Below are 15,916 nucleotides of genomic sequence, written 5' to 3' on the forward strand. Positions count from 1 at the left end.
CCCCCCCCCCCCCCCCCCCCCCCCCCCCCCCCCCCCCCCCCCCCCCCCCCCCCCCCCCCCCCCCCCCCCCCCCCCCCCCCCCCCCCCCCCCTCAGCGCGCCGAGCTCACTCCTCGCCGGAAACCGCGGCGAGAGAGCGCAGGATGGCCGTCTGCTTGGCGTCACGCTCGCGCACGTGCTCTTCGTACGTCTTCGAGCCGTAGGCCGCCTCCGCCTGCTCGATGAGCGAGCGGATGGTCTCGGCGTCCATCGGCGGACGCCCGAGCCCCTCCCAGCCGCGCTCCAGGTTGGAGCCGAGCGTGCCCAGCCACTTGCGCAGACCACCCTGGCCGCCACCCAGGTGGAAGGCCAGGAACGGGCCCACGGTCGCCCAGCGCAGCCCGATGGAGGTGGTGACCACCTGGTCGAGCTCCTCCAGCGTGACGACGCCCTCGCGCACCAGGTGCACCGACTCGCGCAGCAGGGCGGACTGGAGCCGGTTCGCGGCGAACGCCATGATCGGCTTGTGCAGGACGACCGGCTTGCGGCTGACCGACCTGAAGAAGGCGACGGCCTCCTCCACGGCCTCCGCGGAGGTGCGCTCGCCGGCCACGACCTCCACCAGCGGCACCACGTGCGGCGGGTTGAAGGGGTGGCCCACGACCAGGCGACTGGAGTCGGCCATCCGGGCGCCCATGTCGTCCGGGTTCAGGGTGGAGGTCGACGACAGCAGCAGCGCCCCGGCCGGGGCCGCCTTGCCGATCCGCTCGTACAGCTCCTGCTTGAGCTCCAGGTTCTCCGGCGCGTTCTCGACGATGACGTCGGCGTCCGCGACCGCCCGCTCCAGGTCGGGCTCGAAGCTGAGCCGCTCGGCGAAGCCCGCAGGGTCCGCACTGCCCTCGGGCAGATACGGCGCGAACAGCTCAAGCCCCTCGGCCACGATGCGCGGCGCGTCCTCGCGCCGGCTGTTGACCCGTACGTGCAGCCCGTGGCCCAGGAACAGCGCGATCCAGCCCAGCCCGATCGTGCCCGCGCCGATCACTGTGACGACGCGCTCCCGCTCCGCGCTCACGCGCCGGCCCCAAGCTTCGGGATGACCTGCTCGGCCATCAGACGCATCGTGGTGGCGGCGTCCTCGAAGGACAGGTGGCCCGAGTGCACGCCGAGGCTGATGGTGATGTCATCACCGAACCACTCGGAGATCTGCTCGAGCTGCGCCCGTACCTGGTCGGGAGCGCCGATGAGCAGCTTCTGCTGCTCCATCTTGCCGTCGAAGTGGGAGGTCCTGGTGGCCTCCACCAGCTTCTCGTACCCCGGGTAGGCATCGGAGCGGGTGGTGCCCCAGGAGGCGACGGCGTCCCGGATCGCGGCCGAGTTCCGGTCGTCGTCGATCCGGCCCTTGACCCGGGCCTCCTCGCCGTCCTCGGAGACGACGCACGGGTAGCTGAAGTGGATCTGCTCCGTACCCGGCGTGCGCCCGGACGCGGCCCACTCGGCGCGGTAGATGGCCAGCCGGTTCTGCAGCTCCTCGGTGGACATCACGTTCGGCACCGTCTGCAGGTTGTGCCCGTCACGGCCCGCCTCGGCACAGGACTCCGCGCTGCGAGCGGTGGTCACGAACACCGGCGGGTGCGGGCTCTGCACGGGCCGGGGCAGCAGCGTGACCGGGCCGAACTGGTGGAACTGGCCGTCGAAGACCACGTCCTCCTCGCTCCACAGCCGCTTGATCGCCTGGACGCCCTCGACGAACCGGTCCTTCGACTCGTCGATGGAGATGCCGAAGGCCTTGAACTCGTCCGGCAGGAAGGCCCGCCCGAAGGCGGCGTCGACCCGGCCGTTGGAGATGTTGTCCAGCATGGCCAGCTTGCCGGCCAGCTTCACCGGGTGCTGGAAGGCGGGAATGGTGGCACTGGTGCCCAGCCGCACCCGCTTGGTACGGCCTGCGGCCGCGGCGAGGAAGGTCACCGGGTCGGGGCTGTAGCCGCCGTAGGAGAAGAAGTAGTGCTCGACCATCTTCACGTGGTCGAAGCCCAGTTCCTCCGCGAGGTCGACGAGCCGCAGGGCCTCGTCGAAGTACTGCTGGGCGGACTTGTCGGCGGGGCCGACGGTGGGGAAGAAGACGATCCCGAATTTCACTGAAGCTCCTCAGCCTCGTCAGTCGCGGCCGGAGCCGTCGTGGTGGAGGTCCCGTTCGGCGACCTGCCAGGTGCCGTCCACGAGCACCAGGTGGTCGTTGCAGACCACGCTGGCGAAGATGTCGAGTGCGCCGCCGCGCTGGGTGCGCATCGCCAGCGCGTAGCTGCGTGCCCGCAGCGACCCGTCCGGCTCGGGGCGCACGTCGAGCATGCCGAGCCAGTGCCGGAAGTCGATCTTGTCGGCCTCGAGGCGCTTCTTGCGGGCCCGCGAAGAGTCCCGGATCGCCGTCCGTCCGCGCAGCGGTTCGTCGAGCCGGCTCGCCTCTTGGAAGACGGCGTCCTCCGTGAACGTCTGAGCCCACCCGTCGGGGTCGCCGCCGTCCAGGAGGCCCATCTGGCGGGCGTAGAACTGCTGCACCTGTGCGTAGAGCTCGGCGGAGACGAAGGGGTCCGCCGCGGTCCGCGCGGTGCCGGGGGTCGAGTCGCTCATACGATCTGCCTTTCGTGAAGGAGCCGGCGAGCCGGCTGTGTTACGTCCTCTGCTGTCACGGGGTGCCGGACCCGGGACCGGGGTACAGGAGCTGTGATCCGTAGGCTCCCGCCGCCGGGTCGAACCGCAGTGCCACATGGCTCGCCAGACTGTGCACGTCCCGCCAGATCCGCTGGAGCGGATGGCCGGCGAGCTGGCCGGAGCTGCCGCTCGCGCGCAGCAGCCGCTCGACGACGTCCACCAGCCGCTCCACGGCGTACGCGCAGTCGGCCGGGTTGCGCGTCAGCTCCAGCGGGCCGGCGGCCGGGGCGTCGGCGACCTCGGCGGCGCGCTCGAGCAGCAGCGCGGCGCCGTCGACGGCGATCGTGGCGCGCACCAGGGAGGTGCGCAGCGAGAGCTCTTCCTCGTCCGCGCCCGTCCGGGCGTCATCGGCCCACACCCGCAGAGCGGCCCGTGCCGCGCCGAGCGCCGGCGCGCCGAAGAGCAGGCCGCTCAGCAGCCGCAGCGGGGCGGTGTGGCAACGAGCCCGGGAACCGATGCTCCGGCCCTCGATCATGTCCTGGCGGGTGAAGCCGAGGTGGGCCGGCACGAAGACGTTGTCAGCGATCAGGGTGTTGCTGGCGGTGCCGCGCATGCCGAGCGAGGTCCAGGTGTCGGCCACCCCGTAGTCCCGGCGCGGCAGTGCGAAGAACCAGGGCACCCGCCCGCCGTCCTGCGGCACCAGCGCGCAGACCAGGGCCCAGTCGGAGAACCCGACCGCACTTGTGTAGGCCCACTCACCCGTGACCCGCCAGCCGCCGCTGACCGCCGTGGCGCTCCCGCGCGGCATCAGCGCGCCCACCACGACGGTGTTCGCTCCCTTGGCCCAGAGTTCGTCCTGACCCTCCTCGGGAAGGTAGGCACCCATCCGGCCCGCCCCCGCGATGACCGAGGCGCTCCAGGCGGCCGAAGTACACCCCTGCGCAAGGGTGGAGACGGCGCTCAGCAGATCGGCGGCCGTACCCTCCGAACCGCCGAGGCGGGCGGGCACGAAGTGCCGGGCGAAGCCCGCGTCGACGATCCCGTCGGTGACGGCGGGCGACAGTACCCGATCGGCATCGGCCCGCTCCGCGTACCGGCTCGCGACGGAAGCCAACTCCTGTGTCCTGACATGCAGGTCCGTGCCTGATGTCGGAAAGCTCGGCATCAATACCACTTTCCTCGCTGTTTCGTGGCGGTGCGTCATGCGGGTGCCAATGTGACAACCCTGGTCCCGGTGGATCCAGGCCCGCTGGAAGGCTGCTCGACCAGCTCCGCGCGCGGCCCGGGCGCGAAGCGCCGCGTACGGGACCACCGGCCCTCGATCGGGGGTCGAGGGGCCGTTCACATGCTCGGACGGACAGCAGCACGTGAGAGGCGACCATGATTAATCTCTTTCAGCCCCAGGTCGGAGCGGAGGAACTCGACGCGGTCGCCGACGTGTTCCATGACCGCCGGCTCGGCAGCGGGCGCCGGAGCAGGGCCTTCGAGACGGCCTTCGCCGAGCACCTGGGCGTCGGGCCCGATCACGTCGTCTTCACCAGCTCCGGCACTTCCGCCCTGCACCTGGCCGTCGAGACCCTCGACCTCCAGGACGGCGACGAGGTCGTCCTGTCCTCCTTCGGCCTGCCCGCCACTGCCGAGGCGGTGGCGGGGCGAGGCGGCCGCCCCGTCTTCAGCGACGTCGACCGCCGCACCCTCAACCCCTCCCTCGAGGACATCGAGGCGACCCTCACCGACCGCACCCGCGCGGTGCTCCTGCTCCACTACGGCGGCCGGGTCGGCGACGTCGTCCGGATCGCCGCACGATGCCGGGAACTCGGCATCGTGCTGATCGAGGACGGGGCCTGCTCCGTCGCGTCCCGCGTCGAGGGCACGCACGCCGGCACCTTCGGCGACCTCGCCGTGTGGAGCTTCGACCCCGGCCGGGTACTGGTCACGGGCGACGGCGGCATGGTCTACGCGAAGGACCCCGACCGGGCCGCCCGGACACGACTGCTGGCCAGGCGCGGCCTGGTGCGCGCCAGCAGCTTCGGCCACGGCACGGTGCCGGGCGAGCCGGACCTGCCCGAGTACGGCCGCGGGATCATCGGCAACGACCTGACCGCCGCCATCGGCTCCGTACAGCTGCGCCGGCTCCCCGAGATGGTCGAGCGGCGCCGGGAAATCGCCGCGCGGTACGACAGTGAACTGGCCGGCACCGAGGGGCTGCTGACGCCGCCGCCGCTGCCCGAGGGCCACGAGTCCACCAACTGCCTCTACTGGGTGCAGCTGGACCCCGCCATCCGCGACAAGGTCGTCGCCGACCTGCTCGCCGACGAGATCTACACCACCCCCCACTACGCCCCCCTGCACCGGGTCCGGGCCGACGGAATCGACGAAGGGCCCCCGGACGCCGGGCTGCCCGCCTGCGACTGGGCGGTGGACCGCACGGTACGCCTCCCCATGCACTGCGGGCTCAGCGACGGCGAGGTGGCCACGGTCATCGGCGCCCTGCGTGAGGCGGTGCGCGCACGGCTCGCCGAAACCGCGGCCTGAGCGCGGACGCGCGGCCTGCCCATGCCCCCGGGCCGGGCGTGAGGACCGCTGCGCCGGGCCGGCGGCAGCGTGATCGAGCTTCCTTCGAACCCCACTCGACCGCTCCCGGGGACCGTGGTAGGGCGGGATCAGACCTGATCAGGAGGACGCGCCGTGCCGATCTTCAGATACCCGGAACTGCCGCTCGACGGGCTGCTGCGCCGGGCTGCGCTGCGCGACCCCGCCGCCTGCGCCGTCCGCAGCGCGCACGGCATGCGCACCTTCGCCGAACTCGACGCCCGCGCCGACCGCTACGCCGCCTACCTGGAGCACACCCTCGGCAGGCGCGGAGCCCGCGTCGGCATCGCCAACACCCTCGACGAGGAGTTCCCCGCCGCCTACTACGGCACCCTGCGCAGCGGCAACACCGCCGTCCTCCTCAACCCGCTGGTCCGGGCCGCAGGGCTGCGCCACATGTGCGAGGACGCCCGCGTCGAGATCGCCTTCGTCCCCACCACCACTGCCGAGCTCCTCGTCAAGACCGCCGACCGGCTGCCCCTGCTGCGCGCGGTCGTCGTCACCGACGCGCCCGACGGGATCGTGCCTGCCGACGCCGTCCCGCTGTGCGTCGCCCTGGACTCCGCGCCGCGGCCCGCGCCCCGGACCACGGCGGCCTTCGACCCGGACACGGAAGCCTGCGTCCAGTTCACCACCGGCACCACGGGCCGCCCCAAGGGGGTGCGGCTGACCCACCGCAACCTCGTCGCCAACGCCGCGCAGACCGCCGCCGCCCACCACCTCGACGCCGGCTCGGTGACCCTGAACAACCTGCCGCTTTACCACCCGATGCACCTCAACTCGGCCGTCTACGCGGGCGCCTGCCAGGTGCTGTGCCCCTGCCCCCGCCCGGTGGCCGCCCTCGAACTGGCCGACCGCACCGGAGCCACCCACCTCTACACGCTCCCGGCCCGCCTGCACCAGCTCGCCGCCGACGTCCGCTTCGCCGAGGGCCCCCGCGGCGCCGGCCTGCCCCACCCCCTCCCCGGCCGGCCCGGCCGGCTGACCGTGGTCCTCTCCGGCGGCAGCGCCCTCGCCCCCGCCGACGCCCGGCTGCTGGCCGATCGGCTCGGCGTACCCGTGCTCCAGGGCTACGGAATGGTCGAACTCTCCCCCCTCACCCACTCCCAGCGGCCCGACGGCCGCACCGGCACCGGCACCGTCGGCGCGCCCGTGCCCGGCACCGAATGCCGCGTCGCGCACCCGGAGACCGGCGTCCCGCTCGGTCCCGGCGACACCGGCCAGGTACAGGTGCGCGGGCCCCAGCTGATGGCCGGCTACCTCGGCGAGAGCGGACCACCGGCCGACGCCGACGGCTGGTTCTCCACCGGGGACGCCGGCCGGATCGGCCCCGACGGGGGGCTGTACGTCGTCGACCGCCTCGACGACGTGTTCTCGTACGACAGCCAACTCGTCTCGCCCACCGCCGTCGAAGCCGTCCTCGCCGCCGACCCCCGGGTCGACGACTGCGTCGTCGTCGGCTGGCCCGACCCCGTCCACGGAGCCCTCGTCTGGCTCGGCATCGTCCTCGCCGATCCGACCGCCCCCGGGCTCCTCGACGTGCTCGACTCGGTCGTCGAGGCCGCCAACGCCCAGCTCGGGCCGCACGAGCAGATCCGGCGGGTCGAGGTCCTGGAAGCCGTTCCGCGCACCCCCGCCGGCAAGCCGGAGCGCCGCACGCTCCGCCGCGCGCTGCGCCGCCGCGCGGCGGCCGAGGCGGCCGTCTGAGCCGGGCGATGCCTTCACGAGGGGCCGTGGACGGCCGCTGAGGCCAGGATCCAGGATCCTTCGAGCGGACCTCCGCCGAAGCCCGCGATGGTCGAGAGCGAGGTTGAGAGAGGTGTGATCCGATGTCAGGTGAGCGTGTACAGCACACGTCGTACTCGGTGGACGTGGCCGCCCCCGCGGGAGTGGTCTACGCGCTGATCGCGGACACCACCCAGTGGCCGCTGTTCGTCCCGCCCAGCGTCCACGTCGAGCGGCTGGACTTCGACGGGACCCGGGAACGCTTCGGCATGTGGGCCACCGCCAACGGAACGGTCACCTCCTGGGTCTCCCGGCGTTCCCTGGACCCCCGGCGGCGGACCATCGACTTCCACCAGGAGGTCCCGGCACCCCCGGCGACCTCCATGGGCGGCCGCTGGGCCGTCGAGGAACTGGGCACCGACCGCTCCCGGCTGACCCTCCTGCACCGGTTCGCGGCCCGCGACGACGACCCGGCCGGCGTGGAGTGGCTCACCCGGGCCACCGACACCAACAGCCGGGCCGAACTGGACCGGCTGAAGGAGACAGCCGAACTCTGGACGAAGCTCGACGGCCTCCTGCTGACCTTCGAGGAGTCGGTACGCGTCCACGGCCCGTCCGAGCTCGTCTACGACTTCCTCTACCGGGCCGGCGACTGGCCCGTCCACCTGCCCGAGATCACCCGGGCCGACGTCGTGGAGGACCGGCAGGGCGTCCAACTGCTCGGCATGGACACCCGGGGCGCCGACGGCGTCACCGAGACCAGCGAATCGGTCCGGGTCTGTTTCCCGCACGCCGGCCGGATCGTCTTCAAGCAGACCCGCACCCCCCGCCTGCTGGCCGCGCACACCGGAGAATGGGCCGTCAACCCCGACGAAACCGGGATCACCGCCGTCGCCACCCACCAGGTGCTGCTCCGCGAGGAGGACATCGAGCCCGTGCTCGGCCCCGGCGCGGACCTCGCCCAGGCCCGCGACCACGTACGCCGCACCCTGGGCGCCGCGAGCACCCGCGTCCTGCACCTGGCCCGGCGGCACGCGGAGACGGCAGTGCACACACTGATCCCGCAGCGGTGAACGCGGCCCCTGGCGACCGCCCGCCGCCGTCCGCCGCGAGGGCCACCTCAACCCCCCTGCCATGGACCCACCCCGCGGCGCCCGTCCAGATCGACGTCCTCCTCGACGGCCTCACCCACCCCGGCCGGGGCATGTACACCGAGCAGCTGCACTGGTGCTGGAACGGCCCGCTCGAAGCCGAGCGCTTTGCCCGTGCCTGGCAGACCGTCACCGGCCAGGAGGCCGTCCTGCGCACCGGGCTCGTCGAACCCGCACCGGGGTCCGGGGCCGTGCCCCGGTTCGCCGTGCACCCGTACGCGGCCCCGCTGATCACCCACCACGGCTCCGGCGGCACCGGTCCGCGGGCCTGGGAGGCGCTGCTCGCCGCCGAGCGGATGCGCGAGTTCGACCTGACCCGGCCCGGCCCGCTGCGGATCGCCCTGCTCGGCGGTGCGGACGGCGGCACGCGGGTGCTGCTCACCTACCACCGCGCGCTGCTGGACCCCGTGGGCGTCCGCCAGCTGCTGCGCTCCTTCCACCGCGCCTACGCCGCCGAGGGCCCGCCCCGGGGCGGCGAGCGCCGGCCCGACCTGCGCGACCACCTGCGCTGGGTGGGCGCCCGGGACCTCGCACCCGCCCGCGCGTTCTGGACCTGGGCCGCCCCGCCCGCCGGGAGCGTGACCCTGCCCGCCCTGGACAGGGGCCCCACCCACCAGCGCGGCCACGGCCGCACCCGCCAGCGCCTCAGCCCGGCGGAGGCCGGCCGGCTGCGCGCCTGGGCCGCGCTGCTGGGAGCGGCCGAGAGCACCGCCCTGCAGGCCGCCTGGGCGCTGCTGCTGTACCGCGCGGGCTCCGGGCGCGCACCGGGCGCGGTGCCGGTGGCCTTCTCGGCGGCCGTCTCCGGGCGGGGCATCCCGCTGGAGGGGGCCGGGCAGCTGCCGGGACCCCTCGGGAACGCGCTGCCGGTGGCGGTGGACGTGCACCCCGGGGCGACGGTCTCGGCGCTGCTGGGTGAACTGGCCGGCCGGGCCGTCGACCTCGCGGCGTACGAGTGGGTCTCGCCGGGGCAGATCCGGGGCTGGGCCCCCGGGAGCCCGCGCACGGAGTCGGTGCTGGCGTTCCTCCCGCCGGAGTCCGGCCGGCAGCCCGCGGCGCCGCTGCCGGGGGCGCCGGGGCCGTCCGAGCCCGCGGTGCCCGATCCGGTCGAGGCCGTCGGGGCCCTCACCGGGATGCCGGTCGCCGTCTCGGCCCGGCACGACCACGACGGCGGGCTGACGCTGACCGCCGTGCACGACCGGACGCGGATCACGGACGGGGACGCCGCCGAACTGCTCTGGCAGACCGCCCTGCTGCTGCGGCGGCTGCCGCTGGAGGCCGGGCCCGACACCACCGTCGCCGAGGCCCTCGGGCCGCTGCACGGAGCACCGTCACCCCGGGTCGCCCCGGACCCCGTGCCGGCGCCCAGGGTGCTGTGCCCGGCCGCCGCGCCCAGGGCCGGGCTGGTCTGTCTGGTCCCGCCGCCCGGCACCGCCGAGGACTGTTACGACCGCCTCGCGGAACGCCACCGGGGCGCGCGGGCCCTGCTGACCACCGCCCCGGACCCGGCCGTCGTCCTGGCCGCGCTGGCCCCCGCCCTGGCCGCCGGTGACCCCGTCGCCGTCGGCGGGTACCCGGGCGCGCGGGCCCTCGCGAACGAGGCCGCCCGGCGGGTCGCCGCGTACGGCTGGAGCCCCCCGCCGGTGGTCGTCGCCGGCTCCGACCGGGCCCTCGCGAAGGCCCTGGCGGGGCTCTCCTAGGGGGTGCCTGACGGATGTCCGTGGGGAAGGAGCGTCGTGGCGCCGCGGACATCCGTCAGACACCCCCTAGTGCTGACCGCAAAGCTTTACCGTGTCGCGGCGCTCCCCAGCTACCGCTGGGAGGTGCCAACAGGCGGGGCACCTCGCCGCGTTGCCGGACCACGGAAGCACGTCCGGTACGAGCCGAGCCGTGGCCCTCCGCCTTGCGATGCACCGCGCCGGACACCGAGACCCGGCAAGCCTCTCCGGCCACAGCCCCAGCACGCTTCGAGCGGTCCTGCAGGGACCTTCAACCGCCGACGCCGACCTTGGTATGGCCCTGTCACCGGGAGCGCCCAGCGCAGAGGGGAGCAGAGCCGTGCCGGCCCTCGCCCAACCGGAACCGACGCACATCCCGCACCTGTCACTCGACGGACTGCTCCGCCGAGCCGCCGAACGCGCCCCCGACGCCCCCGCGCTCCGCGTGGGCGAACGGACGCTGACCTTCGGCGAACTCGACGCCCGGGCCGACCGGATCGCCGCCTTCCTGGAGTGCTCGGTCGGCCGGCGCGGAGCCCGCGTCGGGGTCGCCAACACCCTCGACGCCGACTTCCCCGCCGCCTACTACGGCACCGTCCGCAGCGGCAACACCGTCGTCCTGCTGAACCCGCTCGTCTCGCCCACCCGCCTCGTGAAGGTGCTGGCCTCGGCCGGAGCGGAACTCGCCTTCGTCCCCCGCGCCACCGCCGAACTGCTCGCCGACGCCGACGGCCGCCCGCCCTGTCTCTCGCTCGTCCTGGTCACCGGCGCCGGGGACGACCCCGTCCCCGGGGACACCGTCCCGGTGGACCTCGTCGTGGACGCGGTCGCCGCCGCCACCCGCCGCGCGGCCCCCGGCGAGCCCGCCGCCTTCGACCCCGGCGCGGAGGTCTGCGTACAGTTCACGACCGGCACCACCGGCCGCGCCAAGGGGGTGCGGCTGACCCACCGCAGCCTCGTCGCCAACGCCGCGCAGACCGCCGCCGCGCACCACCTCGACGCCGGCTCCGTCGTCCTCAACCACCTGCCGCTCTACCCGCCGATGCACCTCAACTCGGCCGTCCACGCGGGCGCCTGCCAGGTGCTGTGCCCAGACCCGGAACCACTGGCCGCGCTCGCGCTCGCAGAGAGCACCGGAGCCACTCACTACTACGAGCTGCCCGCCCGCCTGCACCGGCTCGCCGCCGACGAACGGCTGCGCGGCCCCGCCGCCCTTCCCGGCGTCCCCGCCGGCCCCCGGCTGCGCGCCGTGCTGTCCGGCGGCAGCGCCCTGTCCTCGGACGCCGCCCGGATCCTGGGCGAGCGGCTCGGCGTACCCGTCATCCAGGGCTACGGCCTCGCCGAATTCTCCCCGCTCACCCACTCGCAGAGGCCGGACCGGCCGGTGCCCGGCTCGGTCGGCACCCCCGTGCCCGGCACCGAATGCCGCCTCGTGCACCCCGAGACACGGGAGCCGTTGGGCCCGGGCGAGACCGGCGAGGTGCAGGTGCGCGGCCCCCAGCTGATGGCCGGCTACCTCGGCGAGAGCGAACCGCCCGCCGACGCGGACGGCTGGTTCTCCACCGGGGACATCGGCCGGATCGGCCCCGACGGAGACCTGTTCCTCGTCGACCGGCTCGGGGACGTGTTCCTGCACGACGGCGAACTCGTCTCGCCCAGCGCGGTCGAGCGGATCCTCGGCTCCGACCCGCGGGTCGCCGAGTGCGCGGTCGTCGGCTGGCCCGACGCCGTGCACGGATCGGTCACCTGGGCCGGCGTCGTTCTCCGCGACCACGCGGCCGCCGGCCCCGCCGTACTGGAGGAGATCGCCGCCCGCGCCAACACCCGCCTGGCGCCCTTCGAACGGATCCGCCGCGTCGAGGCCATCGACGCCGTCCCGCGCACCCCCGTCGGCAAGCCCGTACGCGGCGAGCTGCGCCGCACCGTCCGTACCCGCGCCGCCGCCGAAGCGGCGGCCTGAACCACTCCACGCCGTCCGGCGGGCCGTCCGGGACCAAGGTCCGCGGCGGTCCGACCAAAGTACCGTCCACCGTCCTGACCCGCGGCGGGAAGAGATCACGAAGGTAACGTCCGATCCGTGCCCCACTTCACGACTGCCCCGGCCCGTTCCCGCCCGCAGGAGTCCACGGGACCGGACCGTGGACACCCTTCTGTTCCTGCTCGCGGTGGCCTACGCGGTGGCGACCGCGCGGAGCCGCACGCAGGCGGCCCCGGAGCCGGGGCCCGACTGGACGGGCGGTGGCCGCGGGCGGCCTGGCGGGCCTGATCGGGGGCTTCCTCGTCAAGTTCGGCGAACTGTCCGTCACCGTGTCCGACACCCGGGTGCTGCTCACCCGTAGGGGAGAGCCGAGGGAATTCGCGCGCGCCGACATAGCCATGGCCTTCCGCGACGGCAAGCAGCTCGTCCTGCTCGGCCACGGCACCGAGGAACTCGCCCGCGAGGACTGCGACCAGGACCGGCGCAGGCTCGCCGACGCCTTCACCGGACACGGCTACACCTGGTCGGACGAGGATCCCCACGGGGCGGAGTTCCGGCTCTGGGTGCCGGAGAGCCCCCAACTGCCCGCCCAGGCACACGCGCTGTTCAAGGCCCGACGGCAGCTCCTGAAGCAGCCGGGCGCGGTCGGCGAACTCGGGGAACTGCGCCTCGACCTCCAGCGCCTCGACCTCGTCGTGCGCGACCGGAACGAGTCCCAGTACTGGCGCCGGCTGCACCGCTGACCGGCGGCGGGAGCACCGGAGTCCGGAGTCCCGGCGGCCCGGCTGCGGATATGCTCGCCGAATGACCACAGCCGAGCAGTCCACGGTCGACGTGCTGATCGCGGACGACGACCCGCTCGTGCGCATGGGGCTGTCGGTGATGCTCGGCGGAGCCCCGGACCTGCGGATCGTGGCCGAGGCCGGTGACGGCGCCGAGGCGGTCGAGCTGGTGCGCCGGCACCGTCCCGACGTGGTGCCGATGGACATCCGCATGCCGGTCATGGACGGGCTGGCGGCCACCGAGGCGCTGCGCGCCATGAGCGACGCCCCCGAGGTCCTGGTGCTCACCACCTTCGGCGCCGACGAGTACGTGCTGCGCGCCCTGCGCGCGGGCGCCGCCGGCTTCGCGTTGAAGGACACCCCGCCGGCGGAGCTCGTCGAGGCCGTCCGGCGGGCGGCCCAGGGCCGGCCGGTGCTGTCGCCGGCCGTCATGCGGCGGCTCATCGACAAGGTCGTGGCGCTGCCCGAGGACAGGGGCGGGCAGGACGCCGAGGAGCGGCTGGCGGTCCTCAACGAGCGCGAGCGGGCGGTGGCCCTCGGCATCGGCCAGGGCAAGTCGAACGCGGAGATCGGCGCGGCGCTCTGTCTCGGCGTCTCCACGGTCAAGACCCACGTTTCCGGGATCCTGGCCAAACTCGGCCTCAACAACCGGGTCCAGGTCGCGCTGTTCGTGCACGACGCCGGAAATCCGGAAGACCGTTCCTGACGCCGGACCGTGATGGTTCGTCAATTCTCTGCCGGAATTCCACCGGTGATCGACAACCGGGTCGCCGCGGTCCTGCCCGGATGACACAATAAATCCGCTCCGGAAAAAACAGGAGGTATCCCATGTCCGATACACCGGAAAACGAAGCCGTCGAAGCCGCCGAAGCCGTCGAGCCCGATGACAAGGCCAGGTTCCGCGAGGCTCTGGAGCGCAAGGCCCGCGCCACCCGCTCCCAGCAGGCACACAACGCGGGCGGCCTGAAGCTCAAGGGCAGCAGCGGCCCCAGCGGCCAGGGCCGGACCTTCCGCCGCAAGGCCGGCTGAACCATCCCCTGACACCCCGCCCAGGCTGCCGCGATCCGAATCCCCCATCGGATCGCGGCAGCCTTTTCTCGTATTCCCGCCGGGCGGAATTCCGCCCGGTCAGCCGACCGGGCGGAACACCGCGTCGAGCAACCCGTCGAAGACGCCCAGCCCGCTCGGGTACGCGGTCCAGCTCACGAGCGTGCGCTACTTGGGCCGGTTCATGCCGGACCCGCGGCAGGTGCCGGCGGAGGTGGCCGAGTATCTGGCCGAGCAGCTGGAGATCGAGGACCCGTCGTGCCTGAAGGAATACGGCGAGCGGGACGGGACTGCTCGCACCCACGCCGGGGAGATCCAGGAAGCCGGGGGTGGCGGGACTTCGCCGAGGTCTCGGCCGAGCTGGGTGAGTGGTGGACGCGCGGGCCTGGACGACCGGGGACGGGCCGAAGGCGTTGTTCGACGCGGCAGCCGGGCGGCTGCGCGAGCGCAGGGTGCTCCTTCCCGGGGCGAGCCGCCTGTCACGGCTGGTGGGCAGTGTCCGGGAGGCGGCGAACCAGCGACTGTGGGACACCCTGTACGGGCTGCTGAACACCGGCCAGCGGGCGGTGCTGGACTCGCTGCTGACGGTGCCTGCCGGTTCGCGGGTCTCGGAGCCGGACCGGCTGCGGCGCGGGAACGGTGCGGGTGTCGGGTCCGCAGATGAAGTGGTCGCTGGCCCGGGCGGAGGAGATCGCCGACCTGGGCATGGGTGAGCTGGACGTGTCGGGGATACCGCCGCGCCGGCTGGCGGAGCTGTCGAGGTACGGGGTGGACGGCAAGGCGACGCTGCTCAAGCGCCACAACGACGCGCGGCGTCTGGCGACGCTGCTGGCCACCGCGGTGCACCTGACGACGCGGGCGGTCGATGACGCCTTGGACCTCCTGGAGGTGCTGATCGCCACCAAGCTGCTGGCCAAGGCCGAGCGGGAGACGGCCAAGGAGAAGATGAAGACCCTGCCGAGGGTCGAGCGGGCCGGGGCGAAGCTGGCGACCGCGTTCCAAGTCGTCTTCGACACCACCTCCGAGCAGATCGACACCGATACCGGGGAGATCAAGGCGCCGAAGGTGGAGACGCTGGCGGCGATGTGGGAACAGATCGAGGCGGTGGTGCCGCGCAGCGAGCTGGCCGCCGCGATTGCCGCGCTGTTCGAGCTGGCGCCGCCGCTGGACTCCGATGCGGACCAGGCATGGCGGGCGATGCTGGTCACCCGGTTCGGCACGGTGCGGCCGTTCCTGAAGCTCCTGGTGAAGGTCGTGGATTTCGACGCCACCCCGGAGGGCGCTCCGGTCCTGGCTGCGCTGAAGTCGCTGCCGGAGTTGATGGGCCGTAAGAAGGTCGGCCCGGCCGAGATCGACACCGAGCTGCTGGCCGGGTCGTGGCGGCGTCTGGTGCTTTGGCCTGCTGACCTTGGCGGGGTTCACCTATGCGCCGCAGCTGGCTGACCTGCCGGACCAGAAGATGTGGCGCATCGACCGTGCCGCCGACTACGGCGCGTTCCAAGACGCGGCCCAGGGGCCGGGTCGACCTGGTCTGGATAGATCGGCACTGGGAGGACATCCTGCGGATCATCGGCTCCATCCACACCGGAGCCGTCCGGGCCTACGACGTGATCCGGATGCTGTCGCGCGACGGACGGCCCACCCCGCTGGGCGACGCGATCGCGCACTACGGGCGGATCGCCAAGACCCTGCACATCCTGCGCCTGGCAGACGAGCCGGCCTACCGGCGGAAGATCAAGGTGCAGGCCAACCTCCAGGAGGGCCGTCACGCGCTCGCGCGGAAGATCTTCCACGGCAAGGCCGGGCAGCTCTACCAGCGCTACCAGGACGGCATGAAGGACCAGATCGGCGCCCTCGGGCTCGTGCTGAACGCTCTGGTGCTGTTCAACACCCGCTACATGGATGCCGCCATCACCCAGCTGCGGGCCGACGGCTTCGATGTACGCGACGAGGATGTGGTCCGCCTCTCGGGCCGCAGGCCGCCCGGCGGGTCGGGGAGCTGGAAGGAGTACCTGCCGAGCATGTTGATGTGGTGGCGCACGGATGCCGTCGATGAGGAATGATGCCGCCAACCCGTCATCCTGGTCGCGGCCGTCATGGCTGTGGCGTCCGTAACTCGTCAGCGACGCGGAATCGGTACCGGAAGCCGAAGCGCCGACGGCGGTGGTGCCCGCTTCGCGTACCGGTTACGTGCGGCGGGCCCGGTAGGCGGGGCGGGCGGAGAACGTGTCTCGGTCAGGCTGATTCTTGCCGGTCTCGGCGTAACGGCGGCGACGCCGAGACGGCAGAGCCGACTACTAAC

Annotated in this window: 12 protein-coding genes and 1 pseudogene; 9 read left to right on the top strand and 4 right to left on the bottom strand. The window is 73.5% G+C overall.

Annotated elements, in window-relative coordinates; genetic code table 11:
* Positions 1-105: 105 nt before the first annotated feature.
* Genes ACZ7IF_RS32390 through ACZ7IF_RS32405 form a run of 4 tightly spaced genes read right to left on the bottom strand, consistent with a single transcriptional unit; the run spans position 106 to position 3,738 of the window.
* On the bottom strand, positions 106-1,050 hold the full coding sequence (locus tag ACZ7IF_RS32390; RefSeq protein WP_470978827.1) for a 3-hydroxyacyl-CoA dehydrogenase NAD-binding domain-containing protein: 945 nt from the start codon (positions 1,048-1,050) through the stop codon (positions 106-108).
* Entirely contained in the window at positions 1,047-2,114 is a 1,068-nt protein-coding gene (locus ACZ7IF_RS32395; RefSeq protein ID WP_470978829.1) for an LLM class flavin-dependent oxidoreductase, read from the bottom strand. Before ACZ7IF_RS32395 ends, ACZ7IF_RS32390 begins: the two co-directional genes overlap by 4 nt.
* A gap of 18 nt (positions 2,115-2,132) precedes the next feature.
* Positions 2,133-2,603 (bottom strand): nuclear transport factor 2 family protein, encoded by a 471-nt coding sequence (locus tag ACZ7IF_RS32400; protein WP_470978832.1) that lies wholly within the window; start codon positions 2,601-2,603, stop codon positions 2,133-2,135.
* A gap of 55 nt (positions 2,604-2,658) precedes the next feature.
* The gene (locus tag ACZ7IF_RS32405; RefSeq protein WP_470978835.1) at positions 2,659-3,738 is read right to left on the bottom strand and encodes an acyl-CoA dehydrogenase family protein; all 1,080 of its coding nucleotides are present in this window, start codon (positions 3,736-3,738) and stop codon (positions 2,659-2,661) included.
* A 266-nt stretch (positions 3,739-4,004) separates the two neighbouring features.
* On the opposite strand from ACZ7IF_RS32405, the gene ACZ7IF_RS32410 reads away from it, so the two are divergent.
* The 9 genes and pseudogenes from ACZ7IF_RS32410 to ACZ7IF_RS32450 all read left to right on the top strand — a co-directional run.
* Complete coding sequence (locus ACZ7IF_RS32410) at positions 4,005-5,159, top strand: DegT/DnrJ/EryC1/StrS family aminotransferase (RefSeq protein WP_470978838.1); 1,155 nt, start codon at positions 4,005-4,007, stop codon at positions 5,157-5,159.
* A gap of 153 nt (positions 5,160-5,312) precedes the next feature.
* A complete protein-coding gene (locus ACZ7IF_RS32415) occupies positions 5,313-6,923 on the top strand; it encodes a class I adenylate-forming enzyme family protein (protein WP_470978841.1) in 1,611 nt (536 codons plus the stop codon).
* Between the two features lie 122 nt (positions 6,924-7,045).
* The gene (locus tag ACZ7IF_RS32420) at positions 7,046-8,014 is read left to right on the top strand and encodes an aromatase/cyclase (RefSeq protein WP_470978844.1); all 969 of its coding nucleotides are present in this window, start codon (positions 7,046-7,048) and stop codon (positions 8,012-8,014) included.
* Entirely contained in the window at positions 8,011-9,789 is a 1,779-nt protein-coding gene (locus ACZ7IF_RS32425; protein ID WP_470978847.1) for a condensation domain-containing protein, read from the top strand. Before ACZ7IF_RS32420 ends, ACZ7IF_RS32425 begins: the two co-directional genes overlap by 4 nt.
* 358 nt (positions 9,790-10,147) lie before the next feature.
* Positions 10,148-11,767, top strand: coding sequence for a class I adenylate-forming enzyme family protein (locus ACZ7IF_RS32430; protein WP_470978850.1), 1,620 nt, complete (start codon positions 10,148-10,150; stop codon positions 11,765-11,767).
* Between the two features lie 278 nt (positions 11,768-12,045).
* Positions 12,046-12,528 (top strand): YqeB family protein, encoded by a 483-nt coding sequence (locus tag ACZ7IF_RS32435; RefSeq protein ID WP_470978854.1) that lies wholly within the window; start codon positions 12,046-12,048, stop codon positions 12,526-12,528.
* A gap of 61 nt (positions 12,529-12,589) precedes the next feature.
* A complete protein-coding gene (locus tag ACZ7IF_RS32440) occupies positions 12,590-13,273 on the top strand; it encodes a response regulator (protein ID WP_470978856.1) in 684 nt (227 codons plus the stop codon).
* Between the two features lie 122 nt (positions 13,274-13,395).
* Positions 13,396-13,596, top strand: a complete 201-nt coding sequence (locus ACZ7IF_RS32445) for a DUF5302 domain-containing protein (protein ID WP_470978859.1) — start codon at positions 13,396-13,398, stop codon at positions 13,594-13,596.
* A 154-nt stretch (positions 13,597-13,750) separates the two neighbouring features.
* Positions 13,751-15,524: pseudogene (locus tag ACZ7IF_RS32450) on the top strand (Tn3 family transposase); the annotation flags it as partial.
* Positions 15,525-15,916: the final 392 nt, after the last annotated feature.

Source organism: Streptomyces sp. NPDC037421 (assembly GCF_055602105.1).

Excerpts from the sequence above, each read along its gene's own strand:
- ACZ7IF_RS32420 (WP_470978844.1), top strand. The coding sequence starts at position 7,046 with ATGTCAGGTGAGCGTGTACAGCACACGTCGTACTCGGTGGACGTGGCC.
- ACZ7IF_RS32440 (WP_470978856.1), top strand. The coding sequence starts at position 12,590 with ATGACCACAGCCGAGCAGTCCACGGTCGACGTGCTGATCGCGGACGAC.
- ACZ7IF_RS32445 (WP_470978859.1), top strand. The coding sequence starts at position 13,396 with ATGTCCGATACACCGGAAAACGAAGCCGTCGAAGCCGCCGAAGCCGTC.
- ACZ7IF_RS32410 (WP_470978838.1), top strand. The coding sequence starts at position 4,005 with ATGATTAATCTCTTTCAGCCCCAGGTCGGAGCGGAGGAACTCGACGCG.
- ACZ7IF_RS32400 (WP_470978832.1), bottom strand. The coding sequence starts at position 2,603 with ATGAGCGACTCGACCCCCGGCACCGCGCGGACCGCGGCGGACCCCTTC.